The 20,217-nt window shown below is 64.1% G+C and carries 22 protein-coding genes and 1 tRNA gene; 10 read left to right on the plus strand and 13 right to left on the minus strand.

The features are described 5' to 3' along the window. Positions 1-311 precede the first annotated feature (311 nt). Both HYH08_RS31815 and HYH08_RS31820 read left to right on the plus strand, forming a co-directional pair. A complete protein-coding gene (locus tag HYH08_RS31815; RefSeq protein WP_220013781.1) occupies positions 312-1,811 on the plus strand; it encodes an ATP-binding protein in 1,500 nt (499 codons plus the stop codon). A gap of 290 nt (positions 1,812-2,101) precedes the next feature. Continuing rightward, positions 2,102-2,178, plus strand: a tRNA-Arg gene (locus HYH08_RS31820). A gap of 78 nt (positions 2,179-2,256) precedes the next feature. On the opposite strand, the gene HYH08_RS31825 is transcribed toward HYH08_RS31820, so the two are convergent. The 3 genes from HYH08_RS31825 to HYH08_RS31835 are packed head-to-tail and all read right to left on the minus strand — an operon-like array spanning position 2,257 to position 4,069. Next, on the minus strand, positions 2,257-2,682 hold the full coding sequence (locus tag HYH08_RS31825) for a cytidine deaminase (RefSeq protein ID WP_220013782.1): 426 nt from the start codon (positions 2,680-2,682) through the stop codon (positions 2,257-2,259). Between the two features lie 3 nt (positions 2,683-2,685). Continuing rightward, complete coding sequence (locus HYH08_RS31830; protein ID WP_220013783.1) at positions 2,686-2,901, minus strand: hypothetical protein; 216 nt, start codon at positions 2,899-2,901, stop codon at positions 2,686-2,688. A gap of 1 nt (position 2,902) precedes the next feature. After that, positions 2,903-4,069, minus strand: a complete 1,167-nt coding sequence (locus HYH08_RS31835) for a lipase family alpha/beta hydrolase (protein WP_220013784.1) — start codon at positions 4,067-4,069, stop codon at positions 2,903-2,905. 227 nt (positions 4,070-4,296) lie between these two features. Between HYH08_RS31835 and HYH08_RS31840 the strand changes: the two genes are divergently transcribed. Next, complete coding sequence (locus HYH08_RS31840) at positions 4,297-4,554, plus strand: hypothetical protein (RefSeq protein ID WP_228748211.1); 258 nt, start codon at positions 4,297-4,299, stop codon at positions 4,552-4,554. Between the two features lie 154 nt (positions 4,555-4,708). Further along, a complete protein-coding gene (locus HYH08_RS31845) occupies positions 4,709-4,870 on the plus strand; it encodes a DUF2934 domain-containing protein (RefSeq protein ID WP_220013785.1) in 162 nt (53 codons plus the stop codon). A gap of 32 nt (positions 4,871-4,902) precedes the next feature. Here HYH08_RS31845 and HYH08_RS31850 read toward each other — a convergent pair whose 3' ends face one another. From HYH08_RS31850 to HYH08_RS31860, 3 genes are all read right to left on the minus strand, one after another. Beyond that, positions 4,903-5,184, minus strand: a complete 282-nt coding sequence (locus HYH08_RS31850) for a hypothetical protein (RefSeq protein ID WP_220013786.1) — start codon at positions 5,182-5,184, stop codon at positions 4,903-4,905. A 183-nt stretch (positions 5,185-5,367) separates the two neighbouring features. Next, the gene (locus HYH08_RS31855; protein WP_220013787.1) at positions 5,368-5,697 is read right to left on the minus strand and encodes a hypothetical protein; all 330 of its coding nucleotides are present in this window, start codon (positions 5,695-5,697) and stop codon (positions 5,368-5,370) included. Between the two features lie 25 nt (positions 5,698-5,722). Beyond that, positions 5,723-6,508: an IclR family transcriptional regulator gene (locus tag HYH08_RS31860; RefSeq protein ID WP_220013788.1), complete on the minus strand. Its 786-nt coding sequence runs from the start codon at positions 6,506-6,508 to the stop codon at positions 5,723-5,725. A 162-nt stretch (positions 6,509-6,670) separates the two neighbouring features. On the opposite strand from HYH08_RS31860, the gene HYH08_RS31865 reads away from it, so the two are divergent. The 3 genes from HYH08_RS31865 to HYH08_RS31875 are packed head-to-tail and all read left to right on the plus strand — an operon-like array spanning position 6,671 to position 10,610. Beyond that, a complete protein-coding gene (locus HYH08_RS31865; RefSeq protein ID WP_220013789.1) occupies positions 6,671-7,462 on the plus strand; it encodes an enoyl-CoA hydratase/isomerase family protein in 792 nt (263 codons plus the stop codon). Between the two features lie 3 nt (positions 7,463-7,465). Next, complete coding sequence (locus HYH08_RS31870) at positions 7,466-9,553, plus strand: acetate--CoA ligase family protein (protein WP_220013790.1); 2,088 nt, start codon at positions 7,466-7,468, stop codon at positions 9,551-9,553. A gap of 22 nt (positions 9,554-9,575) precedes the next feature. Beyond that, entirely contained in the window at positions 9,576-10,610 is a 1,035-nt protein-coding gene (locus HYH08_RS31875) for a tripartite tricarboxylate transporter substrate binding protein (protein WP_220013791.1), read from the plus strand. Here HYH08_RS31875 and HYH08_RS31880 read toward each other — a convergent pair. The 7 genes from HYH08_RS31880 to HYH08_RS37835 form a co-directional block, all read right to left on the minus strand. After that, positions 10,582-11,433 (minus strand): cobaltochelatase CobT-related protein, encoded by an 852-nt coding sequence (locus HYH08_RS31880; RefSeq protein WP_228748212.1) that lies wholly within the window; start codon positions 11,431-11,433, stop codon positions 10,582-10,584. The genes HYH08_RS31875 and HYH08_RS31880 overlap by 29 nt on opposite strands. Before the next feature lie 198 nt (positions 11,434-11,631). Continuing rightward, entirely contained in the window at positions 11,632-11,988 is a 357-nt protein-coding gene (locus HYH08_RS31885) for a type II toxin-antitoxin system RelE/ParE family toxin (RefSeq protein ID WP_220013792.1), read from the minus strand. Positions 11,989-11,995: 7 nt separating this feature from the next. Further along, on the minus strand, positions 11,996-12,283 hold the full coding sequence (locus HYH08_RS31890) for a type II toxin-antitoxin system ParD family antitoxin (RefSeq protein ID WP_220013793.1): 288 nt from the start codon (positions 12,281-12,283) through the stop codon (positions 11,996-11,998). Positions 12,284-12,376: 93 nt separating this feature from the next. After that, a complete protein-coding gene (locus HYH08_RS31895) occupies positions 12,377-14,179 on the minus strand; it encodes a tetratricopeptide repeat-containing glycosyltransferase family protein (protein ID WP_220013794.1) in 1,803 nt (600 codons plus the stop codon). Between the two features lie 155 nt (positions 14,180-14,334). Continuing rightward, positions 14,335-15,498 (minus strand): helix-turn-helix transcriptional regulator, encoded by a 1,164-nt coding sequence (locus HYH08_RS31900; RefSeq protein WP_228748213.1) that lies wholly within the window; start codon positions 15,496-15,498, stop codon positions 14,335-14,337. 4 nt (positions 15,499-15,502) lie between these two features. Next, the gene (locus HYH08_RS31905) at positions 15,503-17,296 is read right to left on the minus strand and encodes an ATP-binding response regulator (protein ID WP_220013795.1); all 1,794 of its coding nucleotides are present in this window, start codon (positions 17,294-17,296) and stop codon (positions 15,503-15,505) included. Continuing rightward, positions 17,297-17,890, minus strand: coding sequence for a response regulator transcription factor (locus HYH08_RS37835; protein ID WP_220013796.1), 594 nt, complete (start codon positions 17,888-17,890; stop codon positions 17,297-17,299). It lies immediately after the preceding gene. A 254-nt stretch (positions 17,891-18,144) separates the two neighbouring features. On the opposite strand from HYH08_RS37835, the gene HYH08_RS37745 reads away from it, so the two are divergent. From HYH08_RS37745 to HYH08_RS31920, 3 genes are all read left to right on the plus strand, one after another. Further along, on the plus strand, positions 18,145-18,270 hold the full coding sequence (locus HYH08_RS37745; protein ID WP_283844187.1) for a hypothetical protein: 126 nt from the start codon (positions 18,145-18,147) through the stop codon (positions 18,268-18,270). Between the two features lie 111 nt (positions 18,271-18,381). Further along, entirely contained in the window at positions 18,382-18,795 is a 414-nt protein-coding gene (locus HYH08_RS31915) for a cupin domain-containing protein (protein ID WP_220013844.1), read from the plus strand. A 94-nt stretch (positions 18,796-18,889) separates the two neighbouring features. Then, entirely contained in the window at positions 18,890-20,209 is a 1,320-nt protein-coding gene (locus HYH08_RS31920; protein ID WP_220013797.1) for an aminotransferase class V-fold PLP-dependent enzyme, read from the plus strand. The last annotated feature ends 8 nt before the right edge of the window (positions 20,210-20,217 follow it).

Consider the following 20,217-nt stretch of genomic DNA (forward strand, 5'->3'; position numbering starts at 1 on the left):
AACGGGCCCTTTTCGGCCCCAAGAGAGCCGCCCCCGGCATCACACCGGGTTCATCGCGGACAATTCGGGCGGCTTATAAGGGAGCGTCTTGTTTTCGTCAACGCCGCACAAACGCGCGCTTCCGGTGAATATCGCTGTTTGTGCGGGGGTTTTTAACCCTTGAGGTGGCGACTCGCTCTATCAGCGCTTACATCCCACCTTGGCAGATTAGCGATCCGTAATTTGACCGGGCCGGGGGCGGGCCGCATCCTTCCTCCGCCAGATCGTTCACCGGCAAGATCGTTCACCGAAAGTCAGTGAGGACGAATTTCGTGGCAGCGACAGATCTCCAGCCGATCCAGGATACGGATCAGCCGGATCCACCGGCCACGCGGCCGCGTGGGCCGGGCGGGCTTGGGCTGTCCGGCAAGCTGCTGCTGCTGACTGTTCCTCTGGTGATGATCGCAGCCATCCTGCTCTACGTCCCCGCTATCGCCAACTTCTGGGTCAACCGGCTGAACGACCGCGTCGCGGCCGCCAACACGGCGGCGCTGGTTCTGGATGCCGCGCCGCTCGGCATGGTTCCCGATTCGCTGTCGCGCGAGATCCTCAAGAGCATCAATGCCCGCGCCGTCGCCATCAAGATGGGCCAGCAGCGCCGGCTGCTCGCCAGCGACAATCTGCCTGCGACGATCGAGCACGACGTCGATCTGCGCGACATGACGGTGTGGGAGGCCATCACCGGCTCTTTCCAGATGATGCTGGAGACCGGCAACCAGCCGATCCGCATCGTCGGCCCCGGCGTCGGCAACGCCCAGTTCGTCGAGATCGTGACCGACGAATTGCCGCTGCGGCAGTCGATGTACCGTTTTTCCCGCAACGTCGTGGTGGTCGCGCTGATCATCGGCGTCTTGACCGCGGGCCTGGTCTATCTTGCGCTCCATTATCTCTTCGTGCGGCCGATGCGGCGGCTGACCGCGAGTCTGGTCGGCTTCCACGAAAATCCGGAAAGCTCGGCGCGGATCATCGTGCCGAGCCAGCGCAGCGACGAGATCGGGGTCGCCGAGCGCGAATTGTCGGACATGCAGCGCGACCTGATGTCGATGCTGCATCAGAAGAGCCGGCTCGCCGCGCTCGGTCTGGCGGTCTCCAAGATCAACCACGATTTGCGCAACCTGCTGGCCTCGGCGCAGCTGTTGTCGGACCAGCTCGCCAGCGTGCCGGATCCGCGGGTGCAGCGTTTTGCGCCGAAACTGGTGCGCTCGCTCGAGCGCGCCATCGCCTTCTGCCAGTCCACCCTCTCTTATGGCCGCGCCCAGGAAGCCGCGCCCGACCGCCGCATGATCCTGATCGAGCCGGTCGTGCTGGAGGTGCGTGAGACCGCGGGTCTCGCCTCCGACGCCTCGATCGCTTGGGTCGCCGCCATCGAGCGCGGATTGGCGGTCGATGCCGATCCCGACCAGTTGTTCCGCGTGCTGCTCAACCTCGTCCGCAACGCCGCCCAGGCGCTGGAGAGCCATGCGTCGGAGGGGGGCGGTGCGCAGCAGATCCGGATCACCGGCAAACGCGAAGGCGCCGTCGCCATTCTCGAAGTCTCGGATACCGGCCCCGGCGTCCCCCAGAAGACCCGGGAGCATTTGTTCGAGGCCTTCCAGACCTCCGGCCGCCCCGGCGGCAGTGGCCTGGGCCTTGCGATTGCCGCCGAGCTGGTCCGCGCCCATGGCGGCGATATTCACCTGGTCGAAGGCACCATCGGCGCCACCTTCCGCATCGTCATCCCCGACCGCCCCGTGGAACTCCTTTCCATCCGCAACGAGCGGCAAAGGGCGTAGGGCTAGGCCAGTGGCAGAGCCGAGCGATCGGAGCAACCTCCTCCTCTGTCATTCCGGGACGGCCCAAAGGGCCGGGCCGGAATCCATAACCCCGGCTGGTGGTTATGGATTTCGGGCTCGCGCGAAGTGGCGCTCCCCGGAATGACTGAGGGGTGAAAATACGCGAAAATCTCCCCAATCCGGACCTTGCCAACCGCGGCAAGAGCGGTTAGTCAGAGCGCTCTTTCGCACCCCCTCCGGCCTCGCCGGCGGCTGCGTGCGGGCCAAAGCCCGCACTATTCGCGAAAAACGCGCCCGTAGCTCAGCTGGATAGAGCATCAGACTACGAATCTGAGGGTCGGACGTTCGAATCGTTCCGGGCGCGCCATTCCGCCGAATTCGCTGCAAGCACGGCTGCAATCGCGGGCGCGATGGCAAGCCGGAGCCAGCGCGAAGAAACCAGCGATCAGACAGGTACGTCTTTTAAAGTGAAGGCGTGCGGCATGAGCTCGCCGACCGTTCGTTCGATGGGCTCGTTTGTCCCGGTGTCCAGAAAGACCCTGGTGCCGGGTTCGCAGAACTCCAGCATGACCTGTCGACAGGCACCGCAGGGCTCCAGCGCCTTGGTCTTTTCCGCCGTAATCGCTATCGCTGTAATACGGCGGGCACCCTGCGAGACTGCTGAAAATATCGCAGCGCGTTCGGCGCAGATGGTGAGGCCGTAAGAGGCGTTCTCGACATTTACGCCCTGAAATAGGCGGCCGCGTTCGTCGATGACCGCTGCCGCGACCGCGAAGTTCGAGTAACGGGCGTAGGCGAAACCGAGCGCCTGGCGCGCTCGGGCAACCAATTCCGGCGGGCTGATCGCAGCAGGCGCTGGCGGCGAACTCAAGGCCTAACCCTCGTTGTCTTTCTCGATGATTTCCATTCGCTCGATGGAGCGATCCAGGGATTCGAGCATTTTGGTGGAGCCCGTGCGGAGGGCTATGTTACGCGCCGCTTGCAGCGTTGTGTTGGATGAGTCGAACGGCCCGGTTATCTTGATCGTGAAGACACCGGTATCCTCGCCCTTGCTTGTGGTGGGCGTCGCCGAAACAGTCTGAATCTTCATGTCACACCGTGGTCTCTGGAGCTTTTTCCCCGCGAAACGCAATGTCCAGGTACGGACTTATTCGATCCCTGATGAACGGATATGGCAACATCACCGTTCCCTTGAATTCGTCGGAGTTTCGATCGGCCTGCAGTGGCGCCGGCAAGGTTTCGAGCCCGTCGATGCTCACCACCGCGATGACGGTTTCCCGGAGTTTACTATATATGGGAAAGGATAAGACCCATTTAAGCTGGGGGTGCAGTTTATCAAGCTCTTTGCCCGGCAGCAAATTGCCGCCCCATCCCCGGTCGCCCTTTATCACGAAGGCCACCGTGTTCTGCTTGAACGCCGTCCCCGTCGCGCCGTGATCCGGCGAGATCTTGAGATCGAGCTCCGGGGCGTAGTTCATGTTGACCGTGGCGCCAGGCACGATTCGCAAGGCGCCGGCGATCGGTGCGAACAGGTTGATCCGGATCAGGGTGGCATTGCCCTGGAACGCTCGCGCCACCTCCTGCCGTAATGCGTCGAGCTCGATGATGATCAGGTCGAGAATGTCCGGCGGCAGCAGCGGATAGGCGATGAATCGCGCCCATTGTTCGAACTTCAGCTGGTTGTGCACCTCGCTATGACCGCCCTCTGTTTGGTAGTCCAGCAAGGCCGGATGTTTTTGCTCGAACGCCGTGCGGCCGGCATCACCGGCTCGCAGCCGCGTGATCCAATACAGCCGGCGCGACGCGAAGGCGGCGGCGCTGACCACCCAATCCTTGGTCGCGCGCTCGTTGCGCACCGCCATCACCATCGCGCGCGCAGGATTGAGGATATCGGTCCAGCTGAAGTCGTTCGCCAGGATGCAGCCGGTCAGTACGACTCGGTCGTACTTCAGCTCCCCATTATCGGCGCGCAGCGCCTCCATCGCGAGATAGGTACCAAAGCTGTGGGCGATCACACTTATCCGCGACGCGCCCGTCAGTTCAACGAGACGGCGCATTTCTTTTCTGACCTTCTCCACCTGTCGCTGTCGCAACGGTGGAAACAGGAAAGCGAGGGCGAGGAAATAGCCGTAGTCAATATGGTAAGGGATCAGGCCCTGTTTCGCGAGATATGGAGTGATCTGTTTTTGCCAAACGCCTGTCGTCCGGATTCCGTGAATCGTCACGACAATCTTCGGGCGGTTGCCTTCTACCGGCATGACAGATCAACCAAAACCATGGCCTGAGCGCCGCTGTTCTCCAAACGCCATCCGGAAGACTCGCAATGTTTGGCGTGGTTGGCAAGTTGTAGAGCTACGGCATTTTCTATCCTAGGACGTATGGCTCTGGAGGTCAAAATCGGCGTTTATAGCTTAGTTTCAACTACATAGGAGCTCGTGCTATTTTCCAGAGCGCTCCGTGTGCTGTGGTACATTGTCCGATGCGCGTGATCGATCGTCTCCTTTCCCGCCTCGTCATATTCCTTGCAATCGCAGCCGTTCCGGCCGCTCCCGCACGCGCGGCAGAAACCTGTCCGTTCATCAGCTCTCAGGAGCTTGCCCGCGCGATGCCGGCGTTGAAATGGACGCTGATTTCAAATCAGGATGGCCGTGGCTGCATCTATCAGGATGAGAGCTGCATGATGTTCGATCGCGAGGCCAACACCATGACCGTCGCAGTGATCGCGCTGTCGCGCGACATGTGAGACGGGGCTCCCGCAGTTGGCTCCCCCGCCTTTGAGCGATTCCATGCACATGGTCGCGAGGAACTCATGTCTGTGATCGGGGCTTGAATCGGCGTCGCTGGGCTGCACGGTCCAACCTTACCCCGGTGAGCCGTGACTTTTGCAGGAGGTGCCAATGCACGAGCCAACCGAGCAGGACATCCGAGAACGCGCACACGTCCTGTGGGAGCGAGCGGGCAAGCCCGAGGGTCGTGGGGAAGAGTTCTGGCGCGCGGCCGAGCAGGAGCTACGCAACGAAGACAAATCGAACCCGATGCGGACACCGGATACGCTGTAACTCCAACTTTGCGAGGCGACCTATCAACGGGCCTATTTGCCGCTGCCCTGTGCCGAAGTGCCGGATGTGTGGTTGCTGGTTGCAGGCTGGCCGGTCCGATCGCTGCCGGCACTGACCCCGCCCGCCGCGTTGTTCCCGTAGGCGTTACCCTGGTTCGTGTTGACCGTGCCGCTGGCGTTTGTGCCGGCGGTGCCCTGCACGCTGGACGAATTGGTCGTCGTCTGGCCGGAGGCCGATCCACCCGAGTTGCTCTGCGCGAGGGCAAAGGGCAAATTTCCAAACATGAGGCTCAGAAAAATCGCGAGATATTTCATTTTTTGCTCCACTCCGTTTTCGCAACGGGTCTGCAGCCCCTTCGCATTGCTTGACGAGGCTGAGGTGCGCCCAGGCGGCTCTTTCGACCGGCAACGGTCGCGACGTTCGGCGGTTCCTAAGACAGTTTTCGAATAGGCACCTTTCGCGTCCGCCGCAGTTGCCGATCGAGCAGCCCTGCCGATTCAGCGCCGCCGAAGTCGTGCCCGTCCTTCCATGATCGTCTCTTGCACTGGAGCAGCCGCCATGAAGATTCTCGCCATCGCCGTACTCGGCGCGGCCCTGATCACGACGTTTCCCGCCGATGCACAGAACGGATCCGGCGCATCCAGGACGGGCAGCAGCATCAACTCTTCCGGCACGGGCGGCGCGGCAGGCGCGGGAGCCTCGAGCCTGAATACACCAGCGGACAACAATGGAGGCGGGCCGAGCGCGCCGGCGAAGTCCGCACCAGCATCGCCCAGCACCGGATCGACTGCGGGAAGTTCGACATCAACCGCCGGCTCGTCTGCCACTGGGCAGAAGTAGCAACAGGCGTCTTCAGATCCCAGCGGGAATTGCCAGCGCCTCCTTGCACCTGGCCGCGAAGGCGGTGAGATACGCACCCATCTCGTTCGCCAGCGCGTGGGACCGGTCGACATTCTGCAGGCTCATGTTGAGGGCGTAGACCGGCAGCCCCTCCAGCACGATGGGCGTTGCGACGGCAAGCACGGCCGGCTGCCACGACACCGCGCAATAGCCGTCGCGCTCGACGGCGCCGATCGATCTTCTGACGTCCGCAAGCAGCGCTCTCGTGGCAGCACGGCTGCGCCGTTTGAAGTGTTTGAGCAATCGCTCGCGTGCGGCCGCTTCAATGCCGGCGAGATAGGCGCGACCGAGCGAGGTGAGCTCCATCGGCACCTGCTGCCCCGCGACCACGTTGCGCAGTGCCGCGCGAGGGCTGTAGCGGATCGATTCGAGATAGACCATCATGGTTCGATCGGCGGTCGCCAGCCCCACGTTGAGCCGGCGCTTCGCCGACTCGGCGCGCATCATCGCGCCGATCGCGTTGAGCACGGGCGATCCCGTCCGCATCGCGTGACCGATGCTGATGACGGAGGCGGCAAGGCGGTAAGTCCGCTCAGCGCGGACCTCGTCGAGCATTCCGGAATTGACCAGCGTTTTGGTCAGGCGGCTGACCGTCGATCGCGGCAGTCCTGTTCGTTCCGCAATCTCGCCATTGCCGAGCGTGTCGACGCCGGGCCGGAAAGCCCGGAGGATCTCGATGCCTCGCTCCAGCGACCGGTTGCCATCAACCCCACCCGCATATCTGCGCGCCTGCGTCATATCCAGCCTCCCAGATCATTTCCACTCAGTGGAATTAGGGGGATGTTCGGGACGGTGCAAGCCGATATAGCCAGGGGCAAGAAGAATGCCCGGCCGCGCGCGGTTCATCGAGGAAGCGTCGCGGCCTGACATCGGCATTCGAAAGCCCGCTCGGAGCTTGCCATGTCCTACCAGCTCATCGAATTTTCCGTCGACGCCGGTGTCGCGACGATTGCCTTCAACCGGCCGGAACGGCGCAACGCCATGAGCGACGACATGCGCGCCGAGTTCGTCCATGCTCTCGAAACCGTCGCCCGCGACAAGGCGATCAAGGCGCTGGTGCTGACCGGGCGTGGCAACGCCTTCTGCGCCGGTGGCGATATCAGTGGCATGAAGCGCCGGCTGGAGTCGCCGCAGGGGGAAGTCGCCTTCAACGGATGGAGCCGCCAGCAGGGCGTGCACCACGTGCAATCCTTCCTGATGGGCCTGCCGAAGCCGACCATTGCGGCCGTCAACGGTGCCGCGGCGGGCTTGGGAGCGGATACCGCGCTGGCCTGCGACTTCGTGATGGGAACGGAACGCTCGAAATTCACCTGGTCCTACATCAAGCGCGGCCTGATTCCCGACGGCGGCGGCCTGTACTTTCTGCCGCGCCGGGTCGGGCTTCCCAGGGCCAAGGAGCTGATCTTCACGGGGCGCATGGTCGAGGCCGACGAAGCGTTGTCGCTCTGCATCGTCGATCGCAAGGTGGCTGCAAGCGAGTTGCTGCCGGCCGCGCAGGCCTGGGCGGCCGAACTGGCGCAGGGCTCTCCCACCGCGCTGGCGCTGGGCAAGAAGATCCTGAACGAGACTTTCGAGCATTCCGCGCACAACATTTTCAGTCTCGGCAGCCAGGCGCAGGCGATCTGCTATACCAGCGCCGAGCATCGCGACGCCGTGACGGCGTTCCTCGCGCAATCCACGTCGAAGGATTGAGCGATGGATGCGATCGAACGCCTGGTCCGGCCGCGCAGCGTCGCGATCATCGGTGCCTCGGCTGACCCGACCAAGACGTCGGGGCGGCCGGTCTCCTATCTCAGGAAGCACGGCTTTGCGGGCGAGATCTATCCCGTCAATCCGAAGGTCGCAGACATCGGCGGCTTGCGTTGCTACGCCGACGTGGCCTCGCTGCCTGCCGTGCCCGACGTCGGCATCGTCCTGTTAGGTGCGGAGCGCGCGCATATCGCGGTGCGCGAATTGTCCGCGCGCGGCTGCGCTGCTGCGATCGTTCTTGCCAGCGGCTACACCGAAACCGGCGCGGAGGGCGCCGCGCGGCAGAAGCAGCTGACGGAAGCCGCCGGATCCATGCGCCTGCTCGGGCCGAACACGATCGGTCTCGTCAATCTCACCGACAATATCGTGCTGTCGGCCTCCGGCGCGCTGGCGATGGACCGCTTCCCGGCAGGCGCGATCGGGCTGGTCTCGCAAAGCGGCGGCATTCTCGGCGCCTTGCTGTCGCGCGCCGCCGCGCGCGGAGTCGGGCTGTCCAAGCTGGTGTCGACCAGCAACGAGGCCGATCTCGAGCTCGCCGATTTCATCGACTTTCTGGCCGATGACGGCGCGACCAGGGTGATCGCGCTCTACATCGAGGCGATCCGCAACCCCGCGCGCTTTCGCGATGCGGTGCTTAAGGCGCGCCGCGCCGGCAAGCCCGTCGTCGCCTTCAAGATCGGGCGATCGGAAGCGGGTGCAAAGGCGGCTGTCTCGCATACCGGGGCGCTTGCGGGCTCCGACCGGATGTACGACGCCTTGTTCAGGCAGCTCGGCGTGATCCGCGCCAGAACGTTTGATGACCTGCTCGACATTCCTGCGGCCCTTGCGGCCGGACGCAAGCTGTCCGGCAAGCGTGTGGCGATCCTCACCTCGACCGGTGGCGCCGGCACGATCGTGTCCGACAGCCTGGGCGTCGCCGGCTTTGCCACACCCGCGCCCGACGCGGAGACGGCGGCTCAACTGCGCAGCCTTCAATCGGGATCGCACACCGCGCTGGATCGCAATCCGATCGATGTGACGCTGGCCGGCCTGCAGCCGGACCTGCTGCGCGCCGCGATCCGCATCCTGCTCGCAAGTCCCTCCTACGATGCGCTCACCATCATCGTCGGCTCGTCGGCGGTGGGATCGCCGACGCTGATGGCCGATGCCATCCGCGACTGCCTGCCGATGAGCGATAAGCCCGTCATCGCCTATGTCAGCCCCTACGCGCCCGAGGTGGTCGCCGTCCTCACCGGGCGAGGCGTGCCGGCCTATACGTCGGCCGAGAGCTGCGCCGCTGCGCTCGACGGGCTCTTGCGGGCGGGACTGCCGGAGCAGGTCCAGACATCCGGCTCGGTGGGGCCGGCGGTCGATATCAGTGACGTCCCGGCGGGCTCGCTGGATGAGGCAGAGGCCAAGGCGCTGTTCGCCCGCTTCGGCGTTCCGATCGTCGCCGAGAAGGTGATCGCGACATCGACCGAAGCGGAGCAGGCGGCGCGGGACTTTGGCGGCCCGGTCGTCCTCAAGATTCTCTCGCGCGAGATCGCGCACAAGAGCGATGTCGGCGGCGTCGCCGTGGGCCTGACCGCCGAGACGATCGGCAAGCGCCTGACGGCGATGGCCGGAGAGGTCGAGGCGAAGGCCGGCAAGCGACCCGAACGTTTTCTGGTTCAGGAGATGATCTCCGGCGGCGTCGAGATCATTCTCGGGATGCATCGCGATCCGCTGGGGACGGCGATCCTGCTCGGCATGGGCGGCGTCTCCGCCGAACTGTTCAGGGACACGACGATGCGTCTGTTGCCACCCCAAGGCGGCCTCGATCTGTCCGAAGCCGGAGCGATGATGCGCGACCTCGTGACGTGGCCGCTGCTGGACGGCTTTCGCGGCCGGCCGGCATGCGATGTCGATGCGCTCGCAGCCGCGATCGTTGCCTTCTCGCGCATGGTTGCGCAGCTCGGCGACCGCCTCGTCGAGGCCGAAATCAATCCGGTGTTCGTGCTGCCGGAAGGCCAGGGCGTGAAGGCTGCGGACGGATTGGTTGTTCTCAATGACTGAACGAAATCGGATGGAGCTCCAGATGGCCATTGGCGAAATCATCGATCACGACCGCGCTCGCAAGAAGGGTGTTGCCGTACGGCGCTGGCTGCACCGCGCCATCTTCGCCTGTGCCGTCCTGCCGGTCGTCACCGGCATGGCAATTGCGCCGGCGCGCGCCGAATACCCCGAAAAGATCGTCAAGATCGTGGTGCCCTTCGCAGCCGGCGGCGGCACCGACATCATCGCGCGCACCACGGCGCAGGAGATCCAGGCGGACCTCGGCAGATCCGTCATCATCGAGAACAAGCCGGGCGCCGGCACCATCATCGGAACCCAGACGGTGGCCACCAGCGATCCCGACGGCTATTCGCTGCTGATGGCGACCTTCGCGCACGCGGTCAACCCGAGCCTCTACAACAAGCTGCCGTTCGATCCGCACAAGGACTTCGCGCCGGTCTCGCTGATCGCGCGCTCGTTCAACATCGTCGTGGTCAACCCGGCATCGAAGATCAACTCGATCGCCGATCTGATCGCGGAAGCCAAGGCCAATCCTGGCAAGCTCAATTTCGGCACGTTCGGCACCGGCACCTCAGCCCATCTCGCCGGCGAGCTGTTTAACGCGCTGGCCAACGTCAAGATGACGGCGGTGCCGTACAAGGGGGCCGCGCCTGCGATCAGCGATCTCCTGGGCGGACAGATCGACGTGATGTTCACAACGGTGGCGAGCGCGGCCTCGCTGGTCGCTGCGGGCCAACTCCGCGCGCTGGCTGTCACGTCCGCGGAACGTTCGACCGCATTTCCGCAATTGCCGACGGTCGCCGAGGCCGGCGTGCCCGGCTACGCCGCCGAGTCCTGGTACGGCCTGTACGCCCCGGCCAGGACGCCTGCGCCCGTGATTGCACGCCTCAACCAGGCTGTCGCCAAGGCCGTCAAGTCCGGTGGCTTCAAGCAGCTCGAGGCCAACGAGGGCCTCATCATGGTCGGCGGCTCACCGGAAGATCTCGATCGCTATGTCGCGCAGGAAGAGGACCGCTGGCGCAAGCTGGTCAAGGACGCGAATATCGAGGTGCAATGAGGAGCCGGTTGATGAGCTGAACCAGGGTGCTCTCCAGCTCTTGCGGAGAACTGATGGTGATGCCGTCCTTGTAGTACTGGTCGACGGGGTGGGCGATACCGATCGCCGCAAGCTTGATGTCGCCGGCCTGCTCGATCTCGCCGGTGACGCGGCGCAAATGGTGGATCAGATAGCCGTCGCCATTGGCGAGCAATGTGGAATCGTCGACCGGCGCACCGTCGGACAGCACAATCAGATATTTCTGTCTTTCTTCGCGCCGGCGCAATCGCGACGCAGCCCATTCGACAGCTTCGCCATCGACGTTCTCCTTGACGAGGTCTCGCCTCAGCATCACGGCACAGCGTTGTGCGCTCAGCTTCTCGCCGGCGCTGCAATAGACGATGTGCAGCAGGTCGTTAAGCCGCCCGGGATAGGGCGGCTGGCCGTCGTTCAGCCATCCCTCGCGGCTCCGGCCGCCCTTCCAGCGTGCGGTCGTGAATCCGAGCACTTCGTATTTTGCTCCGATCCTGTCGAGCAGGTCGGAGGCGACCAGCGCAGCCCGCGCCGCGAACAGCATCGGCGGCCCCCGCATCGATCCGGAATGATCGATGAGCAAGGATACGACCGTATCAGCGGCAGCAAAATCCGAGCCGTCTTGCGGCTGGGCCGTTGCCATGCACGCTCGCTGTGCAGCAAGGCCCTCTTCGAGCGCGTACAATTGTCTGAGATCGACCTTGGGAAAGCGCTCGGCCCAGTCCCGGTCGGGGTCGGAGAGAAGAACCGAATCCAGATCGTCGGCGTTCGCCTCGACGTCGAAATCGCTTGTGTAGATCCGATAAGGCATACCGGGCTCGAACAGGACCGGAGTTCGCCACGATCTCCGAAGCAGCCGCAGGACGCTCAACGCAAGGAGCGCAACGAGCATCGTCAGGAAAGCGTTACGCCAAAGCAAGGCGGGCTCCAGTCATGTTGGGTGGGCGTTTCGGTCGGTTAGGCCGCCGGCCGACACGCTGACGTATTCGCGTGCAGGCCCGATCATGCTCTATTCGCTGCTCTCGTCGGGAGTCCGTGGAACGTGGCGCTGAAGGTCCATTCTGTCGTGCAGAATACGCACGATTTCGATCGTGCTGTCGGGTGCTGCCCGATACATCAGGAAGTGACTTCCGCGGTGACCGCGCCGTGCGACATGGAGCGTACGAAGACCTGCCATGATCTCGTCGCGAGCCGTGGAGCCCAAGACGTCGGGGCCGTCGGTGAGTTCGCCAATCGCCTGAACGAGCGTGTCCCGATAGATGCGCGATTGGCGCGCGCCAAAATTCTCCGCGGTCCATTTGAGGATGTTGGCGAAGTCGACTTCCGCAACAGCACCGAGACGAACCCGCCATTTCCGCTCGGCCATGAGGGTTTTACTTGGTTGTTCTGGAGATGACCCTCTCCGAGAGGTCATTCAAATAGGCTTGGAGTTCCTCGACGGTTCCAAACTCTTTGAATTCGCCTCGATCTAGCGCCCCGACGCCTTTGCGAGCCGCTGCCTGCAACGCTTTCAGCTTGACCGCGTCTTCCGCTTCGCGCTGCTCCACGAGCCGCAGCCCGTCGCGCAGCACTTCGCTGGCGTTCTGGTAGCGACCGGACTTGACGAGGGTCTCCAGGAGTTCTTCCTGACGCTCCGTCAGCACGACGTTTCTGGTGGGCATGGACACCCTCTTTCTCGGTCGTTCGGAGGCAAACAGGGTTATGGCATAATATGCCATGGCCGCTCGGCCGGCTCAACTCTGAAGTTGCGACTCTCAGCGCGAGCCCGCTGCAAACGCCGCGGCCCGAGCCTGCAATTCCGCCCGAACCCGATCGAGCACGCTCTCATATTCCCGCGTCTCGCTCTGCCTGAATAGCCGCACGCTCGGATACCAGGGGCTGTCGTCGCGATCGAGCAGCCAGCGGTAGTCGGGCGTCCATGGCAGCAGGATCCAGGTCGGACGGCCGAGGGCGCCGGCGAGATGGGCGACGCTGGTGTCGACGGTGATCACGAGATCGAGACAGCTGACCAAGGCAGCGGTCTCGGTGAAGTCGGTGAGGTCGGCGGTGAGGTCGACGATGTCGCTCCGCTCGCGCAACACCGCCGCGTCGGCCGGGCGCGGGGCCTTCTGCAGGCTGATGAAGCTGGCATCGACGTCGAGGATGCGGCAGAGCGTTCGCAGCGGAATCGAGCGCGTTTGATCGTTGACGTGGCCGGGATCACCGGACCAGACGAGGCCAACCCGGAGCTTGCTGCGAGGACCGAGACGATTGTCCCAGGCCCGAATGCGGTCGGCTGGAATGGAGGGCAGATACGCCGCCGACGGAATCGTGTCGAGACGCGTTCCGAAGGCGAGCGGAAGGCTGGAGATCGGGCAGTGCAGGTCGAACGCCTTCAGCCTGCCTGCCGTCGACAGCGGAGCGCAGTCGGATACACCGCTCAGGTTTGACATCAGGCGATGCAGCGGATCTTGGACGGCGAGAAGAACGCGCGCGCCGCGCTTTGCCAGCAGGGGGACGTAGCGGGCGAAGTGAATGCTGTCGCCCAGTCCCTCGTCCGCAGCGACGAGGATCGTCTTGCCCTCAAGGCTCTCTTCACCGAGCCACATGGGCTGCGCAAACTTCGCGTATTTCGACGAAGGCAGCTTCAACCTTGTGTGGTGCCCGCGCCAGCCAGTTTCGAAATCACCCGTCAGGAGCCGGGCCAGAGTCACATTCCACTCCGTCACACTATTGCTCAGCCCGAGCGCCTTCATGCGATCGGATAGCGCGAAGACCTCGTCGAAGCGGTGCAGGTGGTAAAGCGTGGTCAGCTTGTTGTTGAAGGCATCGACCAGGCGCGGCTGGAGCGCGACGGCCTTGTCGAACCATGCCAGCGCTTCCTCATCCCTGCCGAGCTGCCGCAACGCGAGACCGAGATGGTTGCAGGTGTCGGCATTGTCAGGGTCGAGCTGATGCGCCCGCCGGCCGTCGCTCGCGGATTCCTCGAACCGTTTCAGGCAGTAGAGAATCCATGCGCGCGCGTGCAATGTCGGGGCATGGTCCCGGTGCAGGCTGTCGCTCAGATCGAGACGCGCGATCGCCTCTTCGTTCCGACCCAGCTTGTGGAGGATGATCCCGCTCTTGTGGAGGGCATCGTGCTGATGCGGATCGAGCTCGATCGCCTTTTGAAAACTCACGAGGGCCTGATCGAGGCGCTTGAGCTGGACGAGGATGTCGCCATGCTGTCGCCAAAACTCGGAATCATCGGGTCGAAGCTGGATCGCCTTGTCGAGGACGTTGAGGGCTTCTGCGAAACGCCCATGGCGCTGCAGCGCCGCCCCGAAGCTCGCGAGATATTCCGCCTTGGGGGCGCGCTGGATCGCGCGGACGATCCAGCCCATGGCATCGCCATATTGCCCGGCTTGGAGAAGCAGCAGCCCCATCAGATGCTGCGCGCCGGCGTGCTCCGCATCGATCGCGAGCGCCTGCTCGCAGCAGGCCCGCGCGTCGGGATGCCGTCCGCCCCTGAAATGCTGAAGGCCCGCCTCGCAGAGCGCGGCGGGCGTCTTCACCGCCAGCATGCTCAGGGCTGTCATTGAGCTGTTGCTGGCGGCTCGGTGATTGGCTTGTCCGGTCAAGTCGCGATCAGCTTTCGATGTCAGATCGCGACCGTGCACGATTCTTGTAAACCCCGGAAGCTGGGCGGGCAGTCGGTGCGTTCGCAACGCAAGCCTCGCGCAAGCTTGCGCCCTCAGCGCGGCAGCGTTGCCTGCACGTTCTTCAGCATGGCGACGAGCTGGCTCTGCTGGCTGGTGCCGGTCTTGTAGAAGACCCGGATGAGATGGCTGCGCGCCGTGCTCATGCGAATGCCGATCCGGTCGGCCGTCTCCTTGAGCGGGTGACCGCCGGCGAGGTTCGCGGCGACGCGGGCCTCCTGCGGGGTCAGGTCGAACAAGCGGGCGATCGTCTCGGCAAATCCGGATGGCATGTCTTGCGAGATCCGGCGCACGATGACCACCGCGCACGGCTCCAGTGCAATACTGGGAATATCGTGCCCCATGGATGGGCCGATCGAGATCGCGAGGGTTGCGGGATCGTTGACTTCAGGTCCCGGGGCAATCAGGAGGTCTCCGCCAAGGCCGGGCAGCGCATTGGCGCGCGCCGCGCAGGACTCGGCAACGAGCTGCCGTAGCCTTGCGTCGTAGCGCGGGTCCGCGGTCATGAGCACGCCTCTGCGCAGGAACAGGCCGGCATCCTGATCAGACAGGATCTGCTCGGCCGCCTCGTTGCGGGCGAGAACGCGCAGTTGCGCGTCGACGGCGAGGACAGCGAACGGCAAATGCGACAGGCTGGAGGACACCAGCTTCGCGAGTCCCGCCTGCCGCCCGATCTCGACGGCGCGCGCAAGATGCGGCGAGACCATGTTGAGGAGCTCGAGCTCTGCGGCGTCGAACGCCGTCTGGTTGCGGCCGCGCTGCACGTCGAAGAACCAGGATGACTGCCGCGAGGTGATCAGCTTGCAGGTGAGGCCGCCATACATGTCCTGCGGCGCCATCCACTCGTTCCAAAGCCGGCTTGTCCGCAGCGTCTCCCGTCCGATGAAATCGAGATCGCTGTAGGCCGTGCCGACCGGCGCCCGCGCGATCGCGCTCTCGACGATGTTGGGTTCGCCGGCGAATTCGGCGATGTAGCGGTCCTGGAAGGCGGGGTCGTTGTTGGGCGCAATCAGGTCGCCCGGCCCGCGCTCGGGTCCCGTCCGGACGAGACAGGCCTTCGAGCCGTTGAACAATTCGCGCAGGGATTCGATCGCGTCCGGCCAGGACACCGGATCATAGGCGGCCTGATAAAGGCTGCCGACGCAGGCGACGACGGAGCTTTCCTGAACCTGCATGGCGCTGCTGATCCGATTCATCATCCACCTATTCGGCGGCCATATCCGAACTCAACAGCGCGTTGAGCCGGATCGGTTGCACGGGTTTGCGCAGCAGCAATATGCCGCGCTGGCGTGCGCCTTCGGCGATCTCCGCGCCGATGTCGCCGGTCATCATGCTGATCCTGGTCCGGCCCGCATGTGCCGACAGGATCTTGTCGGCAATGGTGAGGCCGGTTTCCGCACCCGCGAGCCGGTAGTCGAGCAGAACGATCCATCGCTTGCCTGCGCCATCGTGATTGAGGAAGTGAAGCGCCGGATCGCCGGATTCGAACAGCGCGCATTGGTAGCCCCAGTTGGTCAGCAGCCGCTCGAGCGAATCCCGCGTCGTGGCGTCGTCGTCGATCACGAGGACGCCGGGCGGGTCCGACAGATCGGGCAGCCGCTCGACACGCGCTTGCGGCTCGACATCGGTGCTTGCCGGGATCTCCTCCGCCATCGGAACGGTCAGGCTGAACGTGGTTCCGCGTCCGACCACCGATTTCACCTCCAGCGGCCAGCTCATGGCGTTGCAGAGGCGGCGGACGATCGACAGGCCGATGCCGAGGCCCTTGTCCCGGTTGCGCTCGGGGTTCCCGACCTGGAAGAAATCATCGAAGATCGCATCGAGATATTGTCGTTCGATCCCGATGCCGGTGTCGATCACCTGAATCCTGACGGCGCCGGCCCGGCGGCGCGCGCACAGCAGGATGGCGCCCTTCGTCGTATATTTGATCGCGTTGCCGACCAGGTTGAGCAAGGCGCGTTCGAGCAGCACCGGATCGACTGAGCACCACAGCTCCGAGGGCGGCACCCGCAAGCGCAGCGATTTGCGCCGCGCCTCGAGATTGAGTGTCGTGGCCACCCTTGCAAAGATCTCGTGAACGGCGACGGGGCGGACGCTGGCGTTGCGGATCTCGGCGTCGGTGGCCGAGACGCCCATGATGGCATCGAATTGTCGCAGCAGGCTCGCCGCGCAGTCCTGCAGATGCGCGATGATCTCGTTGCGATCGCCGTGCTCGGAGGAGCGTGCCAGCAGCTCGAAATACAGCCCCATCGCGTTCAGCGGCTGACGCAGATCGTGGCTGGCCGCGCTGAAGAAGCGCGTGCGCTCGGCGAACAGTTCCTCGATCTGCTGAGCCTGCTTGGCCTTGATCTCGAGCAGCTCGGCGATATCGAGGCGAATGTTGATCGCCGCCTCCGACTTGCCCGCGGCGATGAGGCCGGTCGCCACCGTGAACGGCAGCAGGGTCAACAGGCCGATGCCGGCGACCTGTTCGAGCCCGCCGCCGAAGCTCAGCAGCCAGAGCGCCGCCGGAACGTTCGCGGTGATCATCACCACCCACATGCTCGGCGTGTAGTCCGCGCCGACGATCCAGGTTGCGATCGTCACGAAGAAGATGAGGGAGCCCATCGGCACCAGCACCGATGCGGGGGCGCCGTTGACGTGGAGCAGCAGAGGCCCCAGCGACCAGGCGAGCGCGTTGATGCCGCACAGCCCGGCCTTGGCCCAGCCCCAGCGCCACAGCGTCTCCTGTGGCGGAGAGGCGAGGCGGAATGCGTCGTTGATGTTGGTGATGAAGCATTCCGACAGGAACACCAGGAATGTCCAGATCGCGACCCGGATGAACGGCAGGTCGCACAGCAGCCAGACCAGCAGGCCGGTGTAGAATGCGCCGCCGGTGGAAATCGCCTGGAGAAACCGGATGCCGCCGAGATGCGGGATCGCCCGCGTCCGGAAGAACAGGTGGATGCGTTCCTGCTTGACGGCGCTGGCGCGCAGGGCGGCGCTGCCGGCGGTCATCTAGATCAGCCTCTGCCGCAGCGCGCGGGTCACGGCTTCGGTCCGATTGCCGACCTGCAACTGCTCGAAGATCCGTCCCCAATGGGCCCTGATGGTGCTCTCGGTGACGCCGAGGCGCTCGCAGATCTGCTTGTCCAAAAGGCCCTGGCTCGCATAGATCAGGATCTCGCGCCGCCGCAGCGACAGCATGTTGCCGTCCGTCGCGCCGCTGACGGGATCAAAGACCTTGCCGCCGGAGAATGCGATGCGAATGGCGGCGACGAGATCGGCCGAGGTCTTGTCCTTGGAGAGGCAGAGCACGGCCCCGAGCGATGCCGCGCCTTCCGCAAGCGGCGATGACAGGTCGGCGCAGAGCAGCCCGAGCGCGATCAGCGGAAAGCGCGCCTTGATGTCCCGCAGCAGCGACAATCCGTCTCCGTCAGGCAGACGGTAGTCGGCAAGACAGAGATCGACCTCCTTGGCGTTGAGAAAGTCCAGCGTCGCGGTGCAGCTTTCCGCGGTTGCGACGCTGAGATCCTCGATCTCCAGCTCGAGGGTGCGGCGGACGGCGTCCCTGTAAATCGGGTGATCATCTACAAAGAGGAGCGATGGCACTTATTCCACCTGCCTTCGGCGATCATGCAATCCTTCCCAAATGCCTGGCTTCTGCAAGCCCAATCGTCAGGCATTTGCCGGTTGGCGAATTCCAACCAGAAGGGCGCCGGTGCCATTCGGCGCTCGGAAAGTCAGCACCTCTACTTACAACCTTCGCCCAGAGAGGGGAGCTATCGAAAACGACAGCTGTCTATAGCAGCACGTGGTTCCGCAGCATAGACAATGCGAGTTCCATCGCGGTGGAGGGACACCCGATGACAGGCAAGAACGACGGCAGCTTCGGCGGGCGCGGGATTTCGCCGTGGGCCGCGCTGATCAGGGGCGGGTTGATCACGGCATTCGTCTCCGTGCTGCTTCTGCTGCTTCTGTTCGCGCAGTGATGGCGGGAACCCGCGTCTCGCGCAACGTCGGCCGGCGAATGCGCCTCCATTCCGAGCAATTGCGGATATTCCATTCAGAACATCGGCAACGAGGCTGCCGAGATCGTCGGCGTGCTCGACAGCGGCATTTATCACGAGAGCAGCCTGTCGGACTGGCTGGCCAAGGCGCCGCATCACCTCCTTGCCAACAATTTCGGCATCAAGGAGCAGGACGTCGCGCGCTTCGCGGAGCGGCGGACCATCATCACCGCGCCGGGTGAGGGTGAAGCGCGCAGCAGCTGTAATCTGCTTCACACGCAAACGCGTCCAATGACGCTAGATGAACACAGGCCTCGCTCTCTGGCGCGGTCCGGTTCGGAGCTGGCGATGATGGCTGCTTTGGCAAAGGCGATATCCCGCGCGACGAGAACCAATCTCGACGTCGAGACCCTGAAGATCCTCCTGATCTTCGCGGGTGCGGGCCTGCTGCTCTCCCTCGTCGCTCTGATGATCTACGGACAGGCAGTCAAGGCAGCCTTGTTTTGAGATCGGAGCCACGGCCGATCATCGAACTGTCATCGCGCCGTCATTCCCGCTCTATTGATCGCTGGTCCTTATCCCGCGGATCGTGGAGACTGAAATGCATCCGACTGAGACACTATCGTCCGACCGCCGGTCGGTCCTGAAGGGCTTTGCGGCCGCAGCCGTTGCGTCGCTGGCGACGCCGGCTTTGGCCGCCGAGGCCCTGCCGCCGCAACCGACCGGACCTGCGGCCGCAATCGCCACCGACAAGGCCTATTGGGCGGCCGTGAAGGGGCTCTATGCGGTGACGCCTGAGGTGGTCAATCTGGAGAACGGTTATTGGGGCATCATGGCCGAGCCTGTCAGGCGCGAGTTCATCCGCCAGTCCGACATGATTAACTTCCAGAACACCTATTACGCGCGGCAGCGCGCGGGCGCTGATTTCGAGGCGGTGCGCAGCAAGGTGGCGCAGGCACTTGGCGCGGCGCCCGAGGAGATTGCGCTCACGCGCGGCGCGACCGAGGCGTTGCAGCTGCTGATCGGCGGCTACAACCGGCTGAAGCCCGGCGACGGCGTGCTCTACGCCGATCTCGATTATGATTCGATGCAATATGCGATGAATGCACTGAAGGGCCGCCGTGGCGTCGATGTCGTCAGGTTCGATATCCCGGAGCCGGCCACCCGTCAGGCCGTGCTCGACGCCTATGCCCGCGCCCTGGAGGCCAATCCGAAGACCAGGCTGTTGCTGCTCACCCATGTCAGTCATCGCACCGGCCTTGTCATGCCGGTCGCCGAGATTGCCCGCATGGCCAAAGCCAAGGGCATCGATACCATCCTCGATGCTGCCCATTCCTGGGGGCAGATGGACTTCAATGTGAGCGAGCTCGAGGTCGATTTCGTCGGCTTCAATTTGCACAAATGGATCGGTGCGCCGCTTGGCGTGGGTTTCCTCTACATCAGGAAGGATCGCCTCGCCGACATCGACCGCGACATGGGCGACGAGGATTTTCCGGAAACCGACGTCCGCTCGCGCGTGCACACCGGCACGGTGAATTTTGCGACGGTTTTGACGGTGCCTGCGGCCGTGGCGCTGCATCAGCAGATTGGAGCTGCGGCGAAACAGGCCCGCCTGCGATATTTGCGCGACTATTGGGTCAGCCGCGCGCGTGGCTTCAAGGATCTCGAGATCCTGACGCCGGACGAGGTCGGCTCCTATGGCGCGATCACGTCCTTCCGCCTCGCCGGCAAGACCGGCAAGGCCGACAATGACGCCATCGTGGCCAAACTCCGGGACAGCCACAAGGTCATGACGGTGCGCCGCGCCGGTGTCGCCAGAGGCCAGTGCATCCGCGTGACACCGGCACTCTACACCGACGAGGCCGATCTCGACCGCTTTGTCGAGGCGCTCGCCATGGTCACCGGGACAAAGACGGGCTAGCTCGCGCA

This window comes from Bradyrhizobium sp. BR 10289 (assembly GCF_019455385.1).
In the GTDB taxonomy this organism is placed as follows: Bacteria; Pseudomonadota; Alphaproteobacteria; order Rhizobiales; family Xanthobacteraceae; genus Bradyrhizobium.